Origin of the sequence: Mixta hanseatica, assembly GCF_023517775.1 — a bacterium.
In the GTDB taxonomy this organism is placed as follows: domain Bacteria; phylum Pseudomonadota; class Gammaproteobacteria; order Enterobacterales; family Enterobacteriaceae; genus Mixta; species Mixta hanseatica.
Genome location: NZ_CP082904.1, coordinates 3,003,209 through 3,024,939, shown reverse-complemented (window position 1 = coordinate 3,024,939; position 21,731 = coordinate 3,003,209). Strand labels below are relative to the sequence as shown.

The following is a 21,731-nucleotide window of genomic DNA, read 5'->3' as shown; positions in this document are numbered from 1 at the left end:
GTTAAGTTCCCGGTTTTGTGGTAACAGGTTGTTGTAATAGCGTTTGCGGCGGCCAGACACGCTTCGGCAGCCAGGCGGTAAGCAGGATCAGCAGCAGGGCAAAAGCGATCAGCAACAGATAGCTGTCGCTGATGCTTAATATCTGCGCCTGATGCTTAACCAACGTAGAAAAATGCGCGATGTTTTCCGTCGAGCTGATGCTGCCGTCCGGCAGTAACGGCGCGCTGCTACTTGCTTCGCTGGCCGAACCGGCCCGCAACAGCCAGCTACGGCTGGCAGCGCCGTCCAGTAATATGTGCGAATGAAACTGCTCGCGGTGGCTGATAAACCACTCCACCAGCGTCCCGGCCGCCACGCTGGAAAAACCGCGCACGGTATTGAACATCGCCGAAGCAAACGGGCCTTCCGGCGGCATGACCACCGACGTCGCGCTCATCAGCACCGGCAAAATCATCATCGGCTGGCCAAAAGCCTGCATGACCTGAATCAGCCAAAAGTTCTGGCGCGCCCAGTCGCTGGTGAGCTGCGAACCCATCAGGCAAGATCCGGCCAGCAGCAGGGCGCCGCAGGAAAGCACCCAGCGACAGTCAATCCAGCGCAGATTAAGCAGCATGGCGATAAAAGGCGCGATCAACAGCTGCGGCACGCCGATCATCAACGCCAACGGGGCGAACTGCGCGGTACGGAAACCTTCCACCTGGGAAAAGTAAGCCGAAGGCAGCGCCGAGCCGGAAAGGGCCACCAGCAGCACGCCCGCCAGCGTCAGTAAACCGTGCGTCAGGTTGGGACGCGCCAGCATTTGCAGGCGAAACAGCGGTAGCGGATGAAACCATTCATTAATAAAGAAGGTCACCAGCAGCGCTACGCTCGCCAGCAGCATCGCGCCGATCAGGGGGGAAGCCAGCCAGTCGAGGCGTTCCCCGTGATTTAACACTAAAATCAGCAGCGCAATACCGCTGCAGCCGGTTAGCATGCCAAACAAATCCATCTGCCGAAAACGCTCAAAGCGCGTAGGATCTTGCGGAATACCCCAGCCAATCAGCAATATGGCGACCAGCATCGCCGGAATGACTTGCCAAAAGACAAAGGCCCAGCCCACGCTGTCGGTCCAGAAGGCAGCCAGCGTGGCGGCCATATTCGGACCAAAAGTTGCGGTTAACGCGTAGGCGCTCAGCCCGTAAAGCTTTAGCGGTGGCGGCAGAAAGCGCAGGGCGACCGTCATCAGCAGTGGCGGCAGCGCTCCGCCAAATATTCCCTGCAGTACACGCAGCGCCAGGAATAACGGATAGTGGGTAACAAAAGGCAGCAGCGCCGCCACCAGGCCAAAGCCGAACGCTACGCCAAGCGCAAAGCGACGCAGCGATAGCGTGACGGCAAACCAGGGCGCAATCATCATCGCGGCGACTTCCGCCGCCTGGTAGCCAGCAATTAGCCAGCTTCCCTGATCGTGACTGATACCCAGCGCGGCGCGAATATCGGCCAGCGCAATATCGGTGACGCGATCGTTAAGCCCGGAAGCGAGGGCAGCAATCAGCACCCCGACCAGCCCCAGCGCCAGACGCAGGGTAAAAGGATGGGGAGCCGGTGCAGCGGCAGGCTGACCGTTCATAGCAGGTACTCCATAGCGTTTTTTATTATGGTGTGGTGTATTGTGATGCGATACAGCGAGGGCGCATCTTACATTGTGATTAAATGTATTGCAATGTGATACAGGGTAGGAAAGTGCTATCAAACGCGCTACAGTATCGGCGCCCTTCATGGAAAGAGAACAGCATGTTCATGTCTGAAAAACCGTATCATCGCGATGATGAGAAAACGGGCGGCATCCAGGTGATTGCACGCGCAGCGAAAATCCTTAACGCTTTAGGCGAACAGCCGGGCGGTATGAGCCTGGGTGAAATTGCTCAGGCGGTAGATTTACCGCGCTCAACGGTGCAGCGTATTGTGGCGGCGCTGGATGCGACCCAAATGGTGCGTAGTCATGGCGCAGGCGGCGTGCGCCTTGGGCCCGCGCTGCTGCGTTTGATCTCCAGCGTTCATACCGACGTGGTGGAAGTTGCACGCCCTTCGTTGCAGGCGCTGAGCGACGCGACCGGAGAAACCGTTTCGCTGGCCCGCGCCAGCGGTACTCAACTGGCGATCGTGCATTTTATTGTCGCCGATCGAGAGCTGCGCGTCGTGCCGAGAATGGGGCTTAACCTGCCGCTGTTCAGCACCTCGGGCGGGCGGGCGTTGTTGGCACTGGAAAGCGATGACGATGTTCGGGCGCTGGTGGGCGAATCCTGGGACGCCATTACCGAAAACACCATTAAAACGCTGCCGGAACTGCTGCGGCAGTTAAAAGAGATCCGCCAGACCGGCGTCTCTTTCGATCGTGGTGAAACCCTGGAAGGGATCTCGACGATGGGCGTCGCGCTGGATACCTTACTGGGACGCTTTGCCGTTTCGCTACTGGTGCCGGCGGCGCGCTTTCATAAGAATGAAGCGCTCTATCGCCATGAAATACTAAGATGTAAGGAAGCGATGACGCGTGAAATTGGTAAACATCTGGCGCATGACTGAGGAATAAACAGAATGACAACCTTACTGGTCGCAATAGATAACTCGGAGCACTCACGTAAAGTCGTCTCCCTGGCAACAGAGCAGGCGCGGGCGTTAAAAGCGCAGGTGATGGTACTGTGCTGCATCGATCCAGCCTACGCCACCTGCGGTGAACCGCTGGATATTACTGCTGGCGAAGATCCTGCGGATTTCGGCGCCGCGCTGGATGAGCAAAACACCGCAGAGTTGGTGATTCGTCATGCGCTGGCCCAGCTATTGGGTGCGGGCATCGCCGCGCGTGGGCGCGTGGTAGCGGGCGAATCGGCGGAAACCATTGTGGCGCAGGCCGACGCGCTGGATGCTCAAATGATTATCATGGGGCGTCGCCATCTTTCACCGTTTAATCGACTACTAAAAGGTTCCGTCAGCGCTGCGGTCATTGAGCGCGCCCATTGTCCGGTACTGGTGGACGTACGCGCGCAGTAGCGACAGGAATAAAAGTTGCAGCATTCTCTTTTTCTCAGCGCTCTGCTGCTGGCGGTGCTGTTAGCGGCATTAGCCGGATTATATCGACGGCAGCGGCTTTCCGGACGAGGGACGTTGTTGTTGGCTATCCTGGCCGGGCTTATTTTTGCCGGCTGGCTTGGTTACCGTTACGTTATATTACCGGAAGCCCGCCTGCAGGCAGAAATTGATGCGACGCAGCAGCAGCTGGCGCGTTTACCCGGCTATCGTATTTTACAGCAGCAGGAGCCGGCGCTATGGCATCAGTTAAACGCTGAGCTGTCGGCGCAGCTGCGTGCCGGCGTCAGTCCCCCTCTGGCTATCGGCCATTTACGCGCCATGCTGACCGATCTGCTCAATCAGCGTATTGGCCGCGCCGACGATAACGCCATCAACCGCTATATCACCGTATCGCTAAAGCAAATAGAAAGCCTGCGCGCCCGTGATATACAGCTCTGCTTTCGCTTTCTTTTTCCGCAGGTTAACGGCGGCGTTAATTTAAACAGGGTGTTACCCGAAAATTTGATACAGCAGGATAGGGAAGCGATAGAGCAACTGCTACAGCAGAGCACCGGCGCGGATAGAACGGTTGATGTTCCCGCTGCGCATCAAGATTTAAACCGTATTGTGCAGCAGCTGTATGCCTCCTGGGGCGACGATCTACACTGGCTTAATGCGCCCTCTGACGCGCATGTGAATCGGCAAAAAATGTGTGACATGACCATTGATCTTTATCGCGCCATTCTCGCACTTCCTCCCACGCAAGCGGCCAACGTTTTGCGTATGATGCTTAGCGCCAACGTCGGATAAACGACAAAAAAAGCCCGCATTTAGCGGGCATAAGCAGTTAACTTATTGTTAGTTATAATACAAAACCTGGTGTGTGGCACAGACATCATGGCGTCTGAAAAGATAATGGCACTTAACCAGCAATAGCACTAAACGTTAAATTGAATCGATTCAATTGGTAAAACCATCAATCGAATAGCGTGCTTTAAGCGTCATTCCGATTGTGCCTGTGTTACTGCCTGTTAAGATGCCGCACCAGCATAAGGAAGAGAGATGAAGAGTAAATTTTACGGCGTTTTAGCGCTGTTTTTATTAGCGGGCTGTACGGCCAGCAAACCAGGCGCTTTCGAACGAGTAGATGAAGATCCTGTTTCACATACGGTGCAGTATCGTTATCACCCGCAGAAAGTGGATAAAGATGCGTTGAGGCTTGATGTGGCCAATTATTGCCAGGCCCAGGGCTTTGATTTGGTTGAAGCATTACCACCGCAGGATAGCAATATTCCCGGACTCGCCACCGCCTGGTATCAATGTAATTTCGCGATAAAAAGCTAAAAAGAAAAGGGCGAGAATATTCTCGCCCAACTTTTTCTGACTCATTTTTTATTATATTGCTGTGTGCAGGCTTTGCCCGCCAGGTATGTTGCTGTGACCTACCTGTTTAGAATCCATATTACCATCCATGATGATGATGATGGCGCCAGCCGTTATGATGGCCGTTATCGTGATGCCAGCCTGGCCCGCGATCGTGAGCAATTATACACCCGCTTAGCATACTGACAATCGCCAGAACAGAAGCACTTTTTATCATTATTCGCATACTGAACTCTCTTAATGCCCTTAATGAAGCTCACTATAAAAGCTAAAAGTGAAGGAATAAGGGTACTAATGTAGAGTTTAATAATTAAATATTTGCAAATATTTCAACGAAATTAAGGGTAGATGAAAAGGGCCGGGTAAAAATATAGGAATGGACTGAATGGAACGCAATAATAGCAAGAATTTTCCTAAAGGTAACCTAATTTATATTCTCATTCTCATTTGCCGTCCAGGTTGTTAGCGCATATCGCGCCGGTTTTTTTGCAAAATTCAATTATTTTCTGCGCTGCGCAGATGATAATGAAAATATTAAGGCGGCCTGCCAGGCGTTATCGCGCACTGCCAGAATAATATCTGGATAAATATACAGCAAATAACGGCTGCGAGGCGTGAATAATAAGTCAAATACCCGCTCCCAGGCTAAAGAGGAATTAAAGCCAAATTTGGCGCGGTGTACGCTACTATGGCACTTTAAAATTGCAGCCTGGCGTACGCCGTCAAATAACCGCAGTACGCCGCTGGCGATCTTTATCACGTTTTTATCAATAACGTATTGAGCAAACGAGCAAAACTGTTAGAGTTGACCCGCTGAATTGTTACTGCATACGCAGGCAAAACCTGATGCTCTGGCCTGTGCCGGAGATCGGGTTTTTTTGTTTTTGAGGGACGCATGAAAATCGCCAAGGTGCTTAATAACAACGTCGTGGTGGTTGTGGATGAACATCAGTGCGAACAGGTGATCATGGGACGCGGTCTGGGTTTCCAGAAGCGCGTCGGCGACAAGGTTGACGATAACAAAATCGAAAAAATTTTCGCGCAGCAAAATGATGCGTTGGTGACGCGATTAACCGAACTGTTAAGTCAAATTCCGCCAGAGGTGTTAACCGCCTGCGATCGTATTACCGAACTGGCGCGCCAGCGGCTCGGTAAGCTGCAGGAAAATGCCTGTATCGCGCTTATCGATCACTGCCATTTTGCGCTTGTGCGTCATAAAGACAATATTCTGTTACCTAACGCGCTACTGTGGGAAATTAAGCAACTCTATCCTAAAGAGTTTAGCCTTGGCCTGGAGGCGCTGGCTATTATTCATCAGCGGCTTGGCGTAATGTTGCCGGAAGATGAAGCGGGATTTATCGCGCTGCACCTGGTTAATGCTCAGCTTAACGGCGAAATGCCAGAAGTTATGCATATTACCCGCGTGATGCAGGAGATTCTGCATATTGTTAAATATCAGCTACGTCTTGAGTACGATCGGCAATCGCTTAGCTATCAGCGCTTTACTACGCATCTGAAATTTTTCGCGCAACGCATGCTGGGACGTTGCGCGGTGGCGGATGATGAAGAGAAGCTCTATCTCTCTATTAAGGACAATTATCCGCAGGCATGGCGCTGCGCGGAAAAGATTGAACAGCATTTAGCGCGCCAGTATCTGAGTGCGTTAACTAACGAAGAAAAAATGTTTCTCGCTATCCATATTGAACGCGTGCGCAAAGAGAGCCAGCAGTCGGTAGCGCACTAATTACATAATCCGGATTGTTACTGCTACGGCAGGCAAAACCTGAAGATGGGCCGCATTAAGCAGGCCTGCCTTCAGGTTTTTTTTCATCTCTATGCTGCCGCCGGGCAGCCGTTATAAAAGGATTGAATATGTCGTATCAACAGTTAGCCAGGGAAATTATTAATGAGGTAGGCGGGCGCGACAATATTATCAACGTGATGCACTGCGCTACCCGTCTACGGTTTAAATTAAAAGATCAGACTCTGGCGCAGAGCGAGAGACTTAAAGCGCATCCCGGCATTATCATGGTGGTGGTGAGCGGCGGTCAGTTTCAGGTAGTGATCGGCAACCACGTACATGACGTTTATCAGGAAATCTGCCGGCAAAATGGCCCTGATGAAGAGGCTGCCGAGGCGGCAACAGCGGAAAAGCCAGGCAACGTTTTTAATCGCCTTATCGATATTATTTCCGCCATTTTTACGCCGTTCCTTGGGGTCATGGCGGGCTCCGGCATCCTGAAAGGCTTGTTGGCGCTCAGCGTGGCATGCGGCTGGCTAAGCCCGGCCAGTGGAACTTATCAAATCTGGTATGCCGCCAGCGACGCGCTGTTTTATTTCTTTCCACTGGTATTAGGCTATACCGCAGGCAAGAAATTTGGCGGCAGCCCGTTTCTTACCCTGACCATTGGCGGCGCGCTTACCCATCCGCTGATGATTCAGGCGTTTCAGCTTAGCACCCAGACCGATGCCTCTTCTGTCGCTTTTCTTGGAATGCCAGTTACCTTCCTTAATTACAGCTCATCAGTCATTCCAATTATTTTTGCCGCGTGGATAAGCTGCTGGCTGGAAAAGCAGTGCGGTAAAGTTTTGCCGGCGGTGATCAAAAATTTCTTTACGCCGCTGATCTGTTTGATGATCACCGTGCCGCTGACCTTCCTGCTGATTGGCCCGGCGGCAACCTGGCTAAGTCAGGGACTGGCTCACGGCTATCAGGCGATTTACGCCTTAGCGCCCTGGCTGGCTGGCCTGGTGATTGGCGGCATCTGGCAGGTTTGCGTCATGTTCGGCCTGCACTGGGGACTGGTGCCTTTGATGATGAATAACCTGGCGGTGCTGGGACAGGACACGTTGCTGCCGTTGGTATTGCCGGCGGTGATGGGGCAGGTAGGAGCCAGCATGGGCGTGATGCTGCGTACCCATGATGCGCAGCTAAAGGTACTGGCGGGCTCAGGCGCTACCGCGGGCGTTTTCGGCATTACCGAACCGGCAGTCTATGGCGTGACGCTGCCGAATCGTCGTCCTTTTATTTTTGGCTGTATCGGCGGCGCGCTGGGCGGCGCCATTACCGGCTTTTGCGGCGTCAGCGCTTACTCTTTCGGCCTGGCCAGTATTTTCAGTCTGGCGCAGTTTATTCCGCCGGCCGGGATTGATATGAGCGTTTGGGGCGCAAGCCTGGGCTCGCTGTTGGCGCTGCTGGTTGGCTGTATATTAACGCTGATTGCCGGTCTGCCAGCGCGAACAAACAGCACCGCGAAGAACGCGGCAGAAGCCGTTAAAAACGTCGCCGCGCTGCCTGATTCCGCCGCGTCTCATCGTGCTGATATCGCACCTTTAGCGCCTGCCGTCATTGACAACGCCGATACGCTGCTTGCTCCGCTAAGCGGGCAACTGTTAGCGCTGGAAAAGGTGGCGGATACCACCTTTGCCAGCGGGTTGCTGGGCGCTGGCGCAGCGATTGTGCCGCATGATAATTACGTGCTGGCGCCGTTTCACGGCGAAGTCGCCTCGCTGTTTGCAACCCGTCACGCTATCGGCCTGCTGAGCCATAGCGGCATAGAACTCTTAATTCATGTCGGCATTGATACCGTTAAACTGAACGGGCAGCACTTTACCGCCCACGTAAAGCCGGGCGACACCATCCAGCCGGGCGATCTGTTGATCGAGTTCGATCGTCAGGCGATCAAAGATGCCGGTTTCGATCTCACCACGCCTGTGATTATCAGCAACAGCGAAGATTATGCTGCGGTTGTTACGCTGGCCAATAACGAACTTATCCCTTCAGGCGCGCCTTTTCTTGGCGTACAACGCAATACAAAGGAGTCAGTATGAAACGGTTTCCGGATAATTTTTTATGGGGCGGCGCAGTGGCTGCTAATCAGGTGGAAGGCGCATGGCAGCAGGACGGAAAAGGGTTATCAACTTCGGATGTCCAGCCGCAGGGGATCTTTGGGCCAATTGTGCAGCGCACCGCAGGCGATAGCGCTTTAAAGGATATCGCCATCGACTTTTATCATCGTTATCCACAGGACATTGCCCTGTTTGCCGAGATGGGATTTAGCTGCCTGCGCGTCTCCATCGCCTGGAGCCGCATCTTTCCGCAGGGTGATGAAACACAGCCCAATGAGGCCGGGCTGGCTTACTATGACCGGCTGTTTGATGAGCTGGCGCGACACCATATCCAGCCGATGGTGACCTTATCCCATTATGAAATGCCGCTGGGACTGGTGCAGAACTATGGCGGCTGGGGAAATCGCCAGCTGATCAACTTTTTCCTGCGCTATGCCCGCACCGTTTTCCAACGCTATCAACATAAAGTGAAGCTGTGGCTGACTTTCAATGAGATCAATATGTCGCTACACGCGCCTTTTACCGGCGTAGGCCTGCCGGGCGACAGCAGCAAGGCGGCGATTTATCAGGCGATTCATCATCAGTTGGTCGCCAGCGCGCTGGCGGTCAAGGCGTGCCATGAAATCATTCCCGATGCGCGAATCGGCAATATGCTGCTGGGCGGCCTGATGTATCCGCTGACCTGTAAGCCAGAGGATGTTTTTGAAACCCTACAGCAGAATCGCAGCTGGCAATTTTTTGGCGATGTGCAGTGCCGCGGCGCCTGGCCGGGCTATATGTTGCGTCAGCTGCATGAGCAGGGCATCGAACTGGACATTACCGACGAGGATCGCGCAGCGCTGCGTGAAACGGTCGATTTTATCTCGTTCAGCTACTATATGAGCGGCTGCGTCACTACGGACGAAGCGCTGAATCAGCAGGCGCGCGGCAATGTGCTCAGTATGGTGCCGAATCCGCATCTGCCCAGCTCTGAGTGGGGCTGGCAGATCGATCCCATTGGGTTGCGCACGCTGCTGAATATGCTGTGGGATCGCTATCAGAAGCCCTTGTTTATTGTTGAAAATGGTCTGGGAGCGAAAGATTGTCCGCAGGCTGACGGCACGATTGAAGATGACTATCGCATCAGCTATCTGAACGATCATTTATTGCAGGTAGCTGAGGCGTTGAAAGATGGGGTGGAAATCATGGGCTATACCAGCTGGGGGCCGATCGACCTTATCAGCGCCTCAAAAGCGGAAATTTCGAAGCGCTATGGCTTTATCTATGTCGATCGCCATGACGATGGCGCAGGCAGCCTGACGCGCAGCCGCAAAAAAAGCTTTTTCTGGTATCAACGGGTGATTGCCACCCAGGGCGACAGCCTGAAGCCGTGACTATTTTGCCTTGCGGGTAAACCGCACCACCCTAATTTCCGCTACAGTTTATGCACTCAACCCGTAGCGAAAAGGAGCCGTAATGAACTGGCAGGTGGAGCGCGTTTTACCCATAGAGGCCGAGCTGGGCGAATGCCCGCTGTGGTCAACCGCAGAACAGGTGCTGTGGTTTGTTGATATTCTGGCCCCGGCGATTCATCGCTTCGATCCGCAAAGCGGCGAACACCGGATTTTTCCTCAGCAGGAGGAGGTAGGCTGCATCGGGCTGCGTCGGGAAGGCGGTCTGGTAGCGGCGATGCGCAGTGGCGTCTGGTTTATTGACGCGCAGGGAAAACCAGAACGTAAAGTGGCCGATAACCCCGGCGAAGCCAGTAAAAGCCGCTTTAACGACGGGCGCGTCGATCCCCATGGTCGTTTCTGGTGCGGCAGCCTGTGGGAACCGCAGGATCGTAACGGGGCTAAGCTTTGTCGTCTCGATAAAGATTTACAGCTGCACGTTATTGATGAAGATATTCAGATCTCTAACGGCCTGGCCTTTTCTCCCGACGGTCGCTGGATTTACCACAGCGATACGCCAAACCACGTTATCTGGCGCTATCCGCTCGATCCTGAAACCGGTGAGAACGGTAAGCGCGAACTCTTTCGACGTTTTAACGATGGGTTGATGCCGGATGGCGCAGCGGTAGATGCGGAGGGTTTTTACTGGTCGGCGCTGTTTGATGGTGGGCGCATTGTACGCATCGATCCGAACACGGCGGAGATCGTTGATGAAATTCCTCTGCCGGTACGCTGGCCGACGATGGTCGCCTTTGGCGGCGATGATTTGAAAACGCTCTATATCACATCCAGCCGTGAAAACCGTACCGCGGAAGAACTGGCGCAATATCCATGGTCAGGCAGCGTTTTTGCGGTGAGGATGCCGGTTGCGGGTCAGCCTGAGCCACTGTTTGGTTAACATTATCCGGACGGCCTGGCGACGCGTCCGGAAGCGGAAATGTGCCGGGCGGCATGATTGTGCCCGGCAGAGAGCTTAACTGCGCTGCAACACCTGCTGCTGCATGCTGCGCGGCCGGTGCGGCATGCGGATGATTAACGACATCACCAGCGAGATAACCAGCAGGGTCATAATCAGACTGAACGTCACGGTAAAGCCGCCAAACAGTGAGGCGATAAGCGAGCCCAGCACGCTGCCGATACCAAAGCCCAGGTAAATGACCCCGTAGTTCTTGGTCAGATTATTCAGGCCAAAGAAATCACTGACCAGGGAAGGATAAACGGTAATGGTGCCGCCGAAGCTAAAGGCGATACAGGCAACGGAAATAAAGAAGGTGGTTTCATTCATCTGGGTAAACAGCAAAATAGCCATGCCAGCCAGTGAAACCAACTGCGCCAGCGTAATCACCCGGATGCGGGCCATTTTATCTGACAGCACGCCTAAAATCAGGCGACCGCTCAGGTTAGCAATAGCGATGATGGTTACCGCATTGGCGGCGGTTTGCGTGCTGAGATGAACCATCCCCTCGCCAATATCTTTCGCGACGCCAATCACATACAGTCCGCTCATACAGGCGGTTAAAAACATCAACGCCAGCATCCAGTACTGCGGCATACGCATCGATTCCGCCAGGCTGTAATCGCGCACGGCAGCTTCGCCGTTATTGTTGCGAGACGGCGGCTGCTGCGGCGCATCCTTCATGAGCAGCGCCCCCAGAATCACCATGCTCATAGCCAGCGCGCCCCAGATTAAAAAGGTATTTTCCAGGCTGAAATGCGCCAGCAGGCTGCTGCAGATAAATTTAAAACCAAGGCTGCCCAACCCGTAAGCGCCAATGGCGCAGGCGGAGATCACGCCTTTGCGTTCCGGGAACCATTTAACGCAGTTAGATAACGTCATCAGATAACCCGCGCCATCCGCCAGACCCACCAGTACGCCTGCGCTCAGCCACAGCATCAACAGGGAATTAGCCTGCGCGGTGAGATAAAAGCCTAATGCCAACAGCAGGCCAGCACCGATAGCGACATTGCGCACGCCAAAACGTTCCTGCAGCTTTCCGGCTACCGATGATGACAGCGCCAGCCCGAGGCTCAGTAAGCCAAAAGAGAAGGCGACCTGACTCACTGGCGCATCCAGCTTTTGCGACAGTTGCCCGTTGAACAGGCTCCAGGTATAAACCGAGCCGAGCGCGAACTGGGTGATAATCGTGCCGAGTAACGTTAACCAGCGAACGGAATTTGGAACAGATGAGAGGTGTGTTCTGCTCATTATCTTCTCCCTGAGGGAATGCCTGAATTAGCCTGATAATAGAGCCGATGCGTTTTATTCCGCGCGGAATTGCCGTGAGTCGCCACAGGCAGGGAATAAACTGCCTGTATGCGGGCATGAATGACATTGCATTACAGAGATAACCGTACGGTTAGAGCAACAAAAAAGTTAAAAGCTGGGGTTGCAGGTGAATGTTTTGTCAATTTTTCGCTAAACAAGTAAAGGATATTAATGCAATAGTGCTCTTGTCGCAATCATCACCGATTTATCTGGCCGAGCGGTTTCGTGCAGCGCTAAGCCGATCCAGATAAAACTGGCGTAGCGCCCGCTCCAGCTGTTGGCGACGCGGATCGGGATAAGAAACCAACCAGCTATCCACAAACGGCTTGCACAAAATGAAAGCATGATTAACGATTTCTTCAGGCTGCGCATTGCTGCCCAGTTGCGGCAAAATATGATTATTAAGGCAGTCTGTCATCGGATTAGAGTGCGTCAATGGGTCTGCATTCGATGTTGCGATCGCACCGAATAACAGGCTTAACAGTAAGGTTAGAAAGCCAATAAACCGCATCAAATTTCCTCCAAACCATCGCTTTTCTTGCTATTTTAGCGACAAATCGCAAGCAAAAGACAATAAGCGTTGCAATATATTTCACTAATGGAAAGGTTTACACAAGAAACTATTTTTTGTGCCAGACTTAGTTTTTACATAACAGGAGGAAATATGAAAGACCGAGCATATGAATCCACTACCAAAGAGAAAGAGGACGAAGTCTGTTGTCTTATCGGTCGTGCTGTTATTGAACTGAGTGACGCCAGTCAACCATTGAACAAATCGACCCTCTCGTTGAAGCTGCTTTCCATGGCAGATAGCGAAGGCGATGATGACCGAGTGCTACTTTACTGGCTGGCAAGGAAAGCGATAAACCAGCCCCATCAGGTGGTTAACCTGAGCGCTTTTCGTCAGGCGCGTTAAACCAGACCGGCAGGCAGGGATGCCTGCCATAGGTTTGCCGGTTAAAATTAACACGACTGCCGAATGTTTATTGCATTTCTACCGTCTGAATTTTATTAACGGTACTCGCCTGTTAACGCTGATTAAATCCGGTATAAAAATTCTTTTTTGTCGAGAATTTCTTCGCAAAGGCTATTTTTAATAGCCTCCTTGTCAGGACGCGAATCCACTGCAAAAAATTTACTCTCTGAGCAGAATCATGGCAACGCCTCTTTACCAACGGTAACTTTCATATTAATAAAATCAGGCTGATGGGAAGATTGCCATTCTTATGGCCAGGGTGGGACATATTCGTATCATTATTCAGAGGCGCCCTGAGAGTCTAAAAGTTTCTTTTAATAAACCCCCTGACAATAACTTTCTGCGCTTCCCGGTACCGCCATTCTAACGTGTCGGTGATAACAGCTTTATTTCCTGTCTGGCTATAAAAAGAGGGATAAGCAATGGCGAACAGATACGCTCGATGATATGTCGGCAGCCCAGGGCTGGTAGCAAGAAAACTTAACGGACAGTGATACACGGTGAAATGGCGTCCCCTGCAGGAATCGAACCTACAACTAGCCCTTAGGAGGGGCTCGTTATATCCATTTAACTAAGGGGACAGCGGCGGGCAGTATAGCGCAATTTCTTCACCAGATTAACCACTTACCCGCCTGACTGCTTATTCTGTCAGCAACTTACTCATTTACGCTGGTTTTTCAGCGTTTTTCCTGCTGCTGCTCACGCTTTTTCTGTTCCGCTTTCGCCTGCGCTTTCTTCTCGGTGCTCATATCGTTGCGGATCTGCGCATGGCTGATCAGCGCAAAAATAAAGGTGCCGCCAATAATATTGCCCGCCAGCGTCGGCAAGGCGAAGGGCCAGATAAACTCCTGCCACGGCAGCGCGCCGGTAAACACCAGATACCAGACCTCTACCGAGCCCACCACGATATGTGATAAATCGCCTAACGCCACCAGCCAGGTCATCAAAATAATCACCAGGATCTTGGCGGCGCCGGCAGAAGGGAACATCCAGACCATGGTGGCGATAATCCAGCCGGCAATAATAGCGTTAGCAAACATCTCTGCAGGCGAGTTCTCCATCACTTTTTCACTGATATGTGTAAAGGCGAGGCGCGTGGCGTCATCAAAAATCGGCATATGGGTAAACGCCAATGCTGCTAAACCGGTGCCTATCAAGTTCCCCAGCAGCACCATGATCCAAAGACGCAGCAGCAGCAGAAAATTGCTGCCGCTCGGTTTGTGCATCACTGGCAGCACGGCGGTCACGGTGTTTTCCGTAAACAGCTGCTGGCGTGCCATGATCACGATAATGAAGCCGAAGGTATAGCCCAGATTTTCCAGTAAAAAGGCGCCTGGCGTATCACCCAGATGCACCTGAAAAATACCTTTCGCCATTAACGAAGCGCCCATCGAAAGCCCGGCGGCGATCGCCGACCACAACAGCGCAACGCTGTCGCGCTCCAGCTCTTTTTCACCATCCTGACGTATCTGCTCATGGATCGCCGCCGCGCGTGAGGGCAGTTGCTCTTCATCAACTTCGATCTCTTCCCCGTGATCTTTTTCTTCGCTTTCCACTTCCGGTTCATCATGTTTTTGTTGTGACGTCATAGTTCCCCCAGCGTTATTAAATAGTGAATTAAGCGTAGCCAGTTTTCGGGTAAGTAAAATGTGAGTTAATTTTAGAATAAAAGTAACAAAGCTTTAATATCGCGTTTTTTTTCAGCAAAAAGGCGTGGTTCTGTCGCTTATTTAGCCATATCAACGCTTTCTAAGCGTAAGCACAGTCTTCGGGGTAATACTGACTTATGTTATTATCGCGGCCCGATTCAATAGCGCGAACGATTCCTTTATGTTGGAAGTCGACAATCTGACCTGCATTCGCGATGACCGTGTTCTGTTTAGCGAGCTTAATTTTACTGTGAATCGCGGTGATATCGTGCAGATTGAAGGGCCCAATGGCGCCGGGAAAACCTCGCTGTTACGTTTACTGGCTGGACTGAGCAGCGCGGAACATGGCGAAGTGCGTTGGCAGGGCGAACGCCTGCAGCGGCAGCGCGAGCGATGGCACCGCAACCTGTTATTCCTCGGACATCAGCCGGGCGTGAAAAGCATTATGTCACCGCTGGAAAACCTTACCTTCTATCATGCCGAATATGATGACGAGCAGCGTTTCGCCGCGCTTGAAGCAGTCGATCTGCTCGGCTTTGAAGAGGTAGCAGTCGCGCAGCTCTCTGCCGGTCAGCAGCGGCGCGTTGCGCTGGCGCGGCTGTGGTTAAGCCAGGCACCGGTGTGGATTTTAGATGAACCGCTGACGGCTATTGATGTTAATGGCGTTGAAAAACTGATGGCGCTATTTGTGCGGCATGCGCAACAGGGCGGCATGGTGATTCTGACGACGCATCAGCCACTGCCTGCCGCCGTCTGGCCGCTGAGAAAAATTAGCCTGACGGCAGGAGAACGCATCTGATGCTAGGGCGCGTGATAAGCCGCGAGCTGCGCATTGCCTTTCGCAGCGGGGCAGAAATGCTTAATCCGCTGTGGTTCTTTTTGATTGTGATTACGCTGTTCCCGTTGGGTATTGGGCCAGAGCCGCAGTTGCTGGCGCGTATCGCGCCGGGCGTAGTGTGGGTGGCCGCGTTGCTCTCATCGCTGCTGGCGCTGGAGCGGCTGTTCCGCGATGACTTTAACGACGGCTCGCTGGAACAGTTGCTGCTGTTGCCGACACCGCTGCCAGTGACGGTACTGGGAAAGATTATCGCGCACTGGCTGATCACCGGCTTGCCGCTACTGCTGCTCTCGCCGCTGGCCGCGCTGCTGCTGTCGCTAAATTTCAATGGCTGGCGTGCGCTGGCGCTGACGTTACTACTGGGTACGCCAGTGCTTAGCCTGTTGGGAGCGATCGGCGTGGCGTTAACCGTTGGCCTGCGTCGCGGCGGGGTGCTACTTAGCCTGCTGGTATTACCGTTGGCGGTACCGGTGTTAATTTTCGCCAGCGCCGCTATTGATGCCGCCATCATGGGGTTGCCTGTGGGCGGTTATCTGGCGATTTTAGGCGCTATGCTGGCGGCCAGTCTCTCTCTGGCGCCGTTTGCTACGGCGGCAGCGTTACGTATCAGCCTGCATTAAGACAAGGCTATCGATTTATATTTTTACCGTGAGCAATAACAATGTGGAAATGGATACATCAGCTGGCAAAGCCCGACCGGCTTTATCAGTTTAGCGGCCGCCTGGTGCCGGGATTCGCACTGCTGGCAGCCGTGACGCTATTGATCGGCTGGGGTTGGGGCTTTGGTTTCGCGCCGGCCGATTATCAGCAGGGAGAGAGCTATCGCATTATCTATATCCATGTTCCCGCCGCGATCTGGTCGATGGGCATTTACAGCGCTATGGCCGTGGCCGCGTTTACCGGCCTGGTATGGCAGATGAAAATGGCTGATTTAGCCGCAGCCGCCATGGCGCCGGTTGGTGCTATTTTCACCTTTATTGCCCTAATCACCGGATCGGCCTGGGGTAAACCGATGTGGGGCACCTGGTGGATATGGGATGCGCGCTTAACCTCCGAACTGGTGCTGCTGTTCCTCTATATGGGCGTGATCGCCTTGTATAACGCCTTTGACGATCGGCGTCTCGCCGGGCGCGCCGCCAGTATCTTGATCCTGGTGGGGGTGGTGAATATCCCCATTATTCATTTCTCCGTGCAATGGTGGAATACCCTGCACCAGGGATCTTCCGGCATGCTACAGCAGGCGATTGCGCCAGAGATGCGCGTACCGCTGCGCTGGGCGATTATCGGTTATCTGATGCTGTTTATTACCCTGACGCTGATGCGGCTGCGCAATTTAATCTTATTGACCGAGCGACATCGTCCCTGGGTCGCCGCGCTGGTGAATAAAGGAGGGCGTTGCGCATGATGCCTGCATTTTCTTCCTGGCAAGATTTTTTGGCGATGGGCGGCTACGGCTTTTATGTCTGGCTGGCGGTGAGCTTTACGCTGCTGGCGCTGGCGGTGCTGGTGGGGCATACCGTATGGCAGCGCCGCCGGCTGTTAAAAAGCGTGCGGCAATATCAGGCGCGTGAACGTCGCATCAGGGCGGCAAAAATGAAGCAGGCCGCCAGCGAAGCGGCAGGAGAGTAATGTGAATACCCGTCGTAAAAACCGCCTCTTAGTTGTGGTGGCGATTTTGGTTGGTCTGGGCCTGGCAACGGCATTAGTTATGTATGCGCTGCGCTCAAATATCGATCTGTTTTATACCCCCAGTGAAATTCTGTATGGCAAGGGCGAAGCGCATACGCTGCCGGAACCTGGTCAGCGGCTGCGCGTTGGCGGCATGGTGATGCCCGGCAGCGTTAAGCGTGATGAGAAAACGCTGCGCGTCTCTTTTAAGCTGTATGACGCCAACGGTGTGGTTAACGTCAGCTATGAAGGCATTCTGCCCGATCTGTTCCGGGAAGGGCAGGGCGTAGTGGCGCAGGGTGAGCTACAGGCGGGCAATCTGATTCAGGCGAAAGAGGTGCTGGCGAAGCACGACGAAAAATATACCCCGCCGGAAATCAGCGACGCGATGAAGAAAAACCACCAGGGAACAGCGGCGGCAGCGCTGCCGCAGGGTGAGCGCTCATGATGCCGGAAACAGGTCACTTCCTGCTCTGCCTTGGACTGGCGCTGGCGTTGCTGCTGAGCTTTTATCCTCTCTGGGGCGCAGCGCGTCAGGACAGCAGATTAATGGGACTGGCGCGCCCGCTCGCCATCGGCCTGTTTTTCTGCGTGGCAGGCAGCTTTCTTGTGCTGGTGCACGCCTTTATCGTTAACGACTTTACCGTGGCTTATGTGGTTAGCAACTCCAACAGCCAGCTGCCGCTTTATTACCGCATTGCGGCTACCTGGGGCGCGCATGAGGGTTCCCTGCTGTTATGGGTATTAATGCTTAGCGGCTGGACGCTGGCGGTAGCGATCTTTAGCCGTGGCATGCCGCAGGATGCGATCGCGCGCGTGCTGGCAGTGATGGGAATGATTAATTTCGGCTTTCTGCTATTTATCATTTTCACCTCCAACCCCTTTGCCCGCACCTTGCCGGATTATCCTATTGACGGCCACGATCTGAATCCGATGCTGCAGGATATCGGCCTGATTTTCCATCCGCCGTTGCTTTATATGGGGTACGTCGGTTTTTCCGTCGCTTTTGCTTTCGCCATCGCCTCGCTGATGGCCGGACGGCTGGATACCGCCTGGGCGCGCTGGTCGCGGCCGTGGACGCTGGCTGCGTGGCTGTTTTTGACCATTGGCATTGTGCTGGGGTCCGCCTGGGCTTACTACGAGCTGGGCTGGGGCGGCTGGTGGTTTTGGGATCCGGTTGAAAACGCCTCCTTTATGCCGTGGCTGGCGGGTACGGCATTGATTCATTCGCTGGCGGTCACGGAGAAGCGCGGCGCGTTTAAAGCCTGGACCGTGCTGCTGGCGATAGCCGCTTTTTCTCTTAGTCTGTTAGGCACCTTCCTGGTTCGATCCGGCGTACTGGTGTCGGTGCATGCTTTTGCTTCCGACCCGGCTCGCGGCATGTTTATCCTTGCTTTCCTGGTGATGGTTATCGGCAGTTCGCTGTTGCTGTATGCAGTGAAAGGCGGGCGGGTACGCAGCCGGGTACAGAACGATTTTTGGTCACGGGAATCATTCCTGCTGGGCAATAACGTATTACTGATTGCCGGCATGCTGGTGGTGCTGTTAGGTACGCTGCTGCCGCTGGTGCATAAGCAGCTGGGGCTGGGCACCATCTCTATCGGCGAGCCGTTCTTTAATTCCCTGTTCACCTGGCTGATGGCGCCCTTCGCCCTGCTGCTGGGCATCGGTCCGCTGGTGCGCTGGCGGCGCGACGAGCCGCAAAAGCTCTGGAAGCGGCTGGCGATGGCGCTGTTGGCCACGCTGCTGCTGTCGATCATCCTGCCGTGGCTGATGCAGGACCGCATCGAGGCGATGACGGTGGTCGGGCTGATGATGGCGCTGTGGGTAATTATTTTAACCCTGCTGGAGCTGCATGAGCGCGCTACGCATCGTCATAGTCTGCTGCGCGGCATCAGGCATCTTTCCCGTAGCCACTGGGGTATGGTGCTGGGGCATCTGGGCGTGGCGGTTACGGTGATCGGTATCGCCTTTAGCCAGAATTATAGCGTGGAGCGCGACGTGCGCATGAAGGCGGGCGACAGCGTCGATATCCATCGTTATCACTTTGTTTTTCGCGACGTGCGCGAACTGCACGGCCCTAACTACAGCGGCGGGGCGGCGATTATTGAGGTAACGCGCGACGGCAGCCCGGAAGCGACGCTACGCGCGGAAAAACGCTATTACAGCGTGGCGCGCAGCATGATGACCGAGGCGGCGATCGACGGCGGCTTGACGCGCGATCTTTACGCTGCGCTCGGCGAGGAACTGGAGGATGGCTCCTGGGCCGTACGGATTTATTACAAACCTTTTGTGCGCTGGATATGGTACGGCGGCCTGTTTATGGCGTGCGGCGGCCTGCTTTGTCTGCTTGATCCGCGTTATCGCAGCCGTAAAAAAGCGCAACGGGAGCTGGTATGAACAAGAGAATTTTTTATATTCCGCTGATCCTGTTTTTGTTACTGGCGCTGGCGCTGATGTGGCAGCTGACGCGCAATGCTGACGGCGACGATCCAACCCGACTGGAATCGGCGCTGATCGGCAAACCGGTGCCGCTGTTTAAACTGGAGTCGCTTGAGCAGCCGGGTAACCTTTACGATCAGGCGGCGCTGGCGGATGGCAAGCCGCTGCTATTGAACGTCTGGGCGACCTGGTGCCCTACCTGTCGCGCCGAGCATCAGTATCTGAACAAGCTGGCAGAGCAGGGCGTACGCGTGGTTGGGCTGAACTATAAGGACGATCGCGCAAAAGCGGTGAACTGGCTGAACACCCTGGGCAATCCCTATGCGTTGAGCCTGTATGACGGCAGCGGCATGCTTGGGTTGGATCTGGGCGTATATGGCGCGCCGGAAACTTTCCTGATCGACGGGCAGGGGATTGTGCGTTATCGCCACGCGGGCGATCTTAATGCGCAGGTCTGGCAGCGGGAAGTAGCGCCGCTGTGGCAAAAATATAGCAGGGAGGCGACACAATGAAACAGCTGTTCATTATCCTGGCAGGGCTGCTGTTCAGTCTGAGCGCGCTGGCGGCGATCGAAACCTGGCAATTTGATTCTGCCGCGCAGGAGCAGCAGTACCGCGAGCTAACCGCCTCGCTGCGCTGCCCGAAATGTCAAAATAACAGCATTGCCGACTCTAATGCGATGATTGCGGCAGATATGCGCCAGAAGGTTTATCAACTGCTGAAGCAGGGCCAGAACAAAGATCAAATTACGCAATATATGGTCGACCGCTACGGCAATTTTGTGACCTATCAGCCGCCGGTCATGCCATCGACGCTGATCCTGTGGGCGGGGCCGCTGCTGTTTATTCTTGCCGGGGCGCTGGTGATTTTTCTGCGCAGCCGTCGCCCGTCTGGGGCTGACGGGCGGCTGGATGCGGATCAGCAACAGCGCCTTAATGCACTGCTGAACGATGACAGGAAATCATCATGACGCTTTTCTGGATAGTGATAACCGGTCTGCTGTTGGCCGCGCTGCTGTTACTGCTAATCGCAGGCTGGCGCAGCGATCGTCCGTCGTCGGTAGATCGCGATACGTTAAATAAAGTTTTCTACCAGCAGCGGTTACATGAGTTAGATGAGGATGAGGCGCAGGGCGTGATTGCCGCCCGCCAGCCGATGGTGCAGGAGCTGCAGCAAACATTGCTGACCGATATTCCGTCCTCTTCGGCGTCCGCGCCGGGGCGTCCGCTCAGCCGCTGGGTGCTGCTGCCCGGCGCCGTGTTACTGGTAATAGTCAGCCTGGGCTGTTATCTGAAAACCGGTGGTCTGCCTGGTCTGATCGCCTGGCATCAGGTTCAGGATGATTATCCAGCGCTGCGCGCGCGTCTGTTGGATCCGCAGGCGAAGCCGCTGACGCTGGAGGAGCTGGCGCGTCTGGGGCTGGGATTGCGTACCGCGCTGCAGCAGGATAGCGGTCAGCTACGCGACTGGCTAATGCTGGGGCGTATCGGCATGGTGCTGGATAATCGCGAGACCGCCATTGAGGCGTTTCAGCGTGCGCTGCAGCTGGCGCCGAATAACGAAGAGGTAAAACTCAGCTATGCTGAAGTGCTGACCCGCTCCAGCGATCCGCAGGACAATCGAGAAGCGCAGGCGATGCTGAAGGCGATGTTGCAGCAGGCGCCGACAAATGTGCGTCTGCTGAGCCTGGCCGCCTTTAATGCGTTTGAACAACAGCAGTACCCGCAGGCGATTAGCTTCTGGCAAACCATGCTGACGCAGCTGCCGACCAACGATCCGCGAGTCGCACAGGTGCAGCGCAGTATTCAGCAGGCGAAAACCGCCGCCGGACTGCAAACCAGCCAGCTTTCTCTTCGCATTACGCTGGCGGAAGCAACAGAAAAAATGTTACCGCCGGGCGGAGTCATGTATATTTCTGTTTCCGACGGTGTTTCACCGGTTCCGGTGGCAGTAAAGAAACTGCCGCTGAGTCATTTTCCGCTATCGCTGACGCTGGATGACAGCAATGCCATGATGCCAGAGCGCCTGCTTTCGGCGCAGCATCAGGTTAAAGTTCGCGTACGCATTGCGCGCGACGGCAGCGCGACTCCCAAGCCTGGAGACTGGTTCGGCGAGAGCGCGCTTACGCCTTTTGATGGTCATCAGCATCTTGCTGTTGAAATTAATCAGCAGCAGCCCTGAAGCG

Annotated in this window: 24 protein-coding genes and 1 tRNA gene; 19 read left to right on the top strand and 6 right to left on the bottom strand. The window is 54.3% G+C overall.

Annotated features, from left to right (window positions below):
• Position 1: 1 nt before the first annotated feature.
• Positions 2–1,609 carry an MFS transporter gene (locus K6958_RS14385; protein WP_249891776.1) on the bottom strand — a complete coding sequence of 536 codons (1,608 nt, stop codon included), beginning with the start codon at positions 1,607–1,609 and terminating at the stop codon, positions 2–4.
• Between the two features lie 170 nt (positions 1,610–1,779).
• Between K6958_RS14385 and K6958_RS14380 the strand changes: the two genes are divergently transcribed.
• From K6958_RS14380 to K6958_RS21150, 5 genes are all read left to right on the top strand, one after another.
• Positions 1,780–2,562, top strand: a complete 783-nt coding sequence (locus tag K6958_RS14380; protein ID WP_249891775.1) for an IclR family transcriptional regulator — start codon at positions 1,780–1,782, stop codon at positions 2,560–2,562.
• Between the two features lie 12 nt (positions 2,563–2,574).
• On the top strand, positions 2,575–3,027 hold the full coding sequence (locus K6958_RS14375; protein WP_249891774.1) for a universal stress protein: 453 nt from the start codon (positions 2,575–2,577) through the stop codon (positions 3,025–3,027).
• Between the two features lie 15 nt (positions 3,028–3,042).
• Positions 3,043–3,855 carry a hypothetical protein gene (locus K6958_RS14370; RefSeq protein WP_249891773.1) on the top strand — a complete coding sequence of 271 codons (813 nt, stop codon included), beginning with the start codon at positions 3,043–3,045 and terminating at the stop codon, positions 3,853–3,855.
• Positions 3,856–4,107: 252 nt separating this feature from the next.
• Positions 4,108–4,389 (top strand): putative periplasmic lipoprotein, encoded by a 282-nt coding sequence (locus K6958_RS14365; RefSeq protein ID WP_249891772.1) that lies wholly within the window; start codon positions 4,108–4,110, stop codon positions 4,387–4,389.
• A gap of 93 nt (positions 4,390–4,482) precedes the next feature.
• On the top strand, positions 4,483–4,614 hold the full coding sequence (locus K6958_RS21150) for a hypothetical protein (RefSeq protein ID WP_256470551.1): 132 nt from the start codon (positions 4,483–4,485) through the stop codon (positions 4,612–4,614).
• A 313-nt stretch (positions 4,615–4,927) separates the two neighbouring features.
• On the opposite strand, the gene K6958_RS14360 is transcribed toward K6958_RS21150, so the two are convergent.
• On the bottom strand, positions 4,928–5,188 hold the full coding sequence (locus K6958_RS14360; protein WP_249891771.1) for a hypothetical protein: 261 nt from the start codon (positions 5,186–5,188) through the stop codon (positions 4,928–4,930).
• Positions 5,189–5,323: 135 nt separating this feature from the next.
• Between K6958_RS14360 and licT the strand changes: the two genes are divergently transcribed.
• From licT to K6958_RS14340, 4 genes are all read left to right on the top strand, one after another.
• Positions 5,324–6,172, top strand: coding sequence for a BglG family transcription antiterminator LicT (gene licT, locus K6958_RS14355; protein ID WP_249891770.1), 849 nt, complete (start codon positions 5,324–5,326; stop codon positions 6,170–6,172).
• 128 nt (positions 6,173–6,300) lie between these two features.
• Positions 6,301–8,259, top strand: coding sequence for a PTS beta-glucoside transporter subunit IIABC (gene bglF, locus K6958_RS14350; RefSeq protein ID WP_249891769.1), 1,959 nt, complete (start codon positions 6,301–6,303; stop codon positions 8,257–8,259).
• Positions 8,256–9,650: a glycoside hydrolase family 1 protein gene (locus tag K6958_RS14345; RefSeq protein WP_249891768.1), complete on the top strand. Its 1,395-nt coding sequence runs from the start codon at positions 8,256–8,258 to the stop codon at positions 9,648–9,650. Before bglF ends, K6958_RS14345 begins: the two co-directional genes overlap by 4 nt.
• A gap of 82 nt (positions 9,651–9,732) precedes the next feature.
• Positions 9,733–10,605, top strand: a complete 873-nt coding sequence (locus K6958_RS14340; RefSeq protein ID WP_249891767.1) for an SMP-30/gluconolactonase/LRE family protein — start codon at positions 9,733–9,735, stop codon at positions 10,603–10,605.
• A 75-nt stretch (positions 10,606–10,680) separates the two neighbouring features.
• Here the strand turns inward: K6958_RS14340 and K6958_RS14335 are convergent, their stop codons facing one another.
• Both K6958_RS14335 and K6958_RS14330 read right to left on the bottom strand, forming a co-directional pair.
• Positions 10,681–11,913: an L-lactate MFS transporter gene (locus K6958_RS14335; RefSeq protein WP_249891766.1), complete on the bottom strand. Its 1,233-nt coding sequence runs from the start codon at positions 11,911–11,913 to the stop codon at positions 10,681–10,683.
• Between the two features lie 265 nt (positions 11,914–12,178).
• On the bottom strand, positions 12,179–12,484 hold the full coding sequence (locus tag K6958_RS14330) for a hypothetical protein (protein WP_249891765.1): 306 nt from the start codon (positions 12,482–12,484) through the stop codon (positions 12,179–12,181).
• A gap of 153 nt (positions 12,485–12,637) precedes the next feature.
• Here K6958_RS14330 and K6958_RS14325 point away from each other — a divergent pair, with 153 nt between their 5' ends.
• The gene (locus tag K6958_RS14325) at positions 12,638–12,889 is read left to right on the top strand and encodes a hypothetical protein (protein ID WP_249891764.1); all 252 of its coding nucleotides are present in this window, start codon (positions 12,638–12,640) and stop codon (positions 12,887–12,889) included.
• Between the two features lie 566 nt (positions 12,890–13,455).
• Here the strand turns inward: K6958_RS14325 and K6958_RS14320 are convergent.
• Together K6958_RS14320 and K6958_RS14315 are read right to left on the bottom strand one after the other, a co-directional pair.
• Positions 13,456–13,530, bottom strand: a tRNA-Arg gene (locus tag K6958_RS14320).
• Positions 13,531–13,626: 96 nt separating this feature from the next.
• Positions 13,627–14,538, bottom strand: a complete 912-nt coding sequence (locus tag K6958_RS14315; RefSeq protein ID WP_249891763.1) for a formate/nitrite transporter family protein — start codon at positions 14,536–14,538, stop codon at positions 13,627–13,629.
• Between the two features lie 241 nt (positions 14,539–14,779).
• Here K6958_RS14315 and ccmA point away from each other — a divergent pair, with 241 nt between their 5' ends.
• Genes ccmA through ccmI form a run of 9 tightly spaced genes read left to right on the top strand, consistent with a single transcriptional unit; the run spans position 14,780 to position 21,727 of the window.
• Positions 14,780–15,397, top strand: a complete 618-nt coding sequence (gene ccmA, locus K6958_RS14310; protein ID WP_249891762.1) for a cytochrome c biogenesis heme-transporting ATPase CcmA — start codon at positions 14,780–14,782, stop codon at positions 15,395–15,397.
• Positions 15,397–16,056, top strand: a complete 660-nt coding sequence (gene ccmB / locus K6958_RS14305) for a heme exporter protein CcmB (protein ID WP_249891761.1) — start codon at positions 15,397–15,399, stop codon at positions 16,054–16,056. Before ccmA ends, ccmB begins: the two co-directional genes overlap by 1 nt.
• A gap of 41 nt (positions 16,057–16,097) precedes the next feature.
• Positions 16,098–16,841, top strand: coding sequence for a heme ABC transporter permease (locus tag K6958_RS14300; RefSeq protein WP_249891760.1), 744 nt, complete (start codon positions 16,098–16,100; stop codon positions 16,839–16,841).
• Positions 16,838–17,065, top strand: a complete 228-nt coding sequence (gene ccmD, locus K6958_RS14295; protein WP_249891759.1) for a heme exporter protein CcmD — start codon at positions 16,838–16,840, stop codon at positions 17,063–17,065. Before K6958_RS14300 ends, ccmD begins: the two co-directional genes overlap by 4 nt.
• A gap of 1 nt (position 17,066) precedes the next feature.
• Complete coding sequence (gene ccmE, locus K6958_RS14290) at positions 17,067–17,552, top strand: cytochrome c maturation protein CcmE (RefSeq protein WP_249891758.1); 486 nt, start codon at positions 17,067–17,069, stop codon at positions 17,550–17,552.
• Positions 17,549–19,504 carry a heme lyase CcmF/NrfE family subunit gene (locus K6958_RS14285; RefSeq protein WP_249891757.1) on the top strand — a complete coding sequence of 652 codons (1,956 nt, stop codon included), beginning with the start codon at positions 17,549–17,551 and terminating at the stop codon, positions 19,502–19,504. Before ccmE ends, K6958_RS14285 begins: the two co-directional genes overlap by 4 nt.
• Positions 19,501–20,058 carry a DsbE family thiol:disulfide interchange protein gene (locus K6958_RS14280; protein ID WP_249891756.1) on the top strand — a complete coding sequence of 186 codons (558 nt, stop codon included), beginning with the start codon at positions 19,501–19,503 and terminating at the stop codon, positions 20,056–20,058. Before K6958_RS14285 ends, K6958_RS14280 begins: the two co-directional genes overlap by 4 nt.
• Positions 20,055–20,516, top strand: coding sequence for a cytochrome c-type biogenesis protein (locus K6958_RS14275; protein WP_249891755.1), 462 nt, complete (start codon positions 20,055–20,057; stop codon positions 20,514–20,516). Before K6958_RS14280 ends, K6958_RS14275 begins: the two co-directional genes overlap by 4 nt.
• Complete coding sequence (gene ccmI / locus K6958_RS14270; protein WP_249891754.1) at positions 20,513–21,727, top strand: c-type cytochrome biogenesis protein CcmI; 1,215 nt, start codon at positions 20,513–20,515, stop codon at positions 21,725–21,727. The genes K6958_RS14275 and ccmI overlap by 4 nt, the downstream gene beginning before the upstream one ends.
• Positions 21,728–21,731: the final 4 nt, after the last annotated feature.

Excerpts from the sequence above, each read along its gene's own strand:
- K6958_RS14385 (WP_249891776.1), bottom strand. The coding sequence starts at position 1,609 with ATGAACGGTCAGCCTGCCGCTGCACCGGCTCCCCATCCTTTTACCCTG.
- K6958_RS14380 (WP_249891775.1), top strand. The coding sequence starts at position 1,780 with ATGTCTGAAAAACCGTATCATCGCGATGATGAGAAAACGGGCGGCATC.
- K6958_RS14375 (WP_249891774.1), top strand. The coding sequence starts at position 2,575 with ATGACAACCTTACTGGTCGCAATAGATAACTCGGAGCACTCACGTAAA.
- K6958_RS14365 (WP_249891772.1), top strand. The coding sequence starts at position 4,108 with ATGAAGAGTAAATTTTACGGCGTTTTAGCGCTGTTTTTATTAGCGGGC.
- licT (WP_249891770.1), top strand. The coding sequence starts at position 5,324 with ATGAAAATCGCCAAGGTGCTTAATAACAACGTCGTGGTGGTTGTGGAT.
- bglF (WP_249891769.1), top strand. The coding sequence starts at position 6,301 with ATGTCGTATCAACAGTTAGCCAGGGAAATTATTAATGAGGTAGGCGGG.
- K6958_RS14345 (WP_249891768.1), top strand. The coding sequence starts at position 8,256 with ATGAAACGGTTTCCGGATAATTTTTTATGGGGCGGCGCAGTGGCTGCT.
- K6958_RS14340 (WP_249891767.1), top strand. The coding sequence starts at position 9,733 with ATGAACTGGCAGGTGGAGCGCGTTTTACCCATAGAGGCCGAGCTGGGC.
- K6958_RS14335 (WP_249891766.1), bottom strand. The coding sequence starts at position 11,913 with ATGAGCAGAACACACCTCTCATCTGTTCCAAATTCCGTTCGCTGGTTA.
- K6958_RS14330 (WP_249891765.1), bottom strand. The coding sequence starts at position 12,484 with ATGCGGTTTATTGGCTTTCTAACCTTACTGTTAAGCCTGTTATTCGGT.
- K6958_RS14325 (WP_249891764.1), top strand. The coding sequence starts at position 12,638 with ATGAAAGACCGAGCATATGAATCCACTACCAAAGAGAAAGAGGACGAA.
- K6958_RS14315 (WP_249891763.1), bottom strand. The coding sequence starts at position 14,538 with ATGACGTCACAACAAAAACATGATGAACCGGAAGTGGAAAGCGAAGAA.
- ccmA (WP_249891762.1), top strand. The coding sequence starts at position 14,780 with ATGTTGGAAGTCGACAATCTGACCTGCATTCGCGATGACCGTGTTCTG.
- ccmB (WP_249891761.1), top strand. The coding sequence starts at position 15,397 with ATGCTAGGGCGCGTGATAAGCCGCGAGCTGCGCATTGCCTTTCGCAGC.
- K6958_RS14300 (WP_249891760.1), top strand. The coding sequence starts at position 16,098 with ATGTGGAAATGGATACATCAGCTGGCAAAGCCCGACCGGCTTTATCAG.
- ccmD (WP_249891759.1), top strand. The coding sequence starts at position 16,838 with ATGATGCCTGCATTTTCTTCCTGGCAAGATTTTTTGGCGATGGGCGGC.
- K6958_RS14285 (WP_249891757.1), top strand. The coding sequence starts at position 17,549 with ATGATGCCGGAAACAGGTCACTTCCTGCTCTGCCTTGGACTGGCGCTG.
- K6958_RS14280 (WP_249891756.1), top strand. The coding sequence starts at position 19,501 with ATGAACAAGAGAATTTTTTATATTCCGCTGATCCTGTTTTTGTTACTG.
- K6958_RS14275 (WP_249891755.1), top strand. The coding sequence starts at position 20,055 with ATGAAACAGCTGTTCATTATCCTGGCAGGGCTGCTGTTCAGTCTGAGC.
- ccmI (WP_249891754.1), top strand. The coding sequence starts at position 20,513 with ATGACGCTTTTCTGGATAGTGATAACCGGTCTGCTGTTGGCCGCGCTG.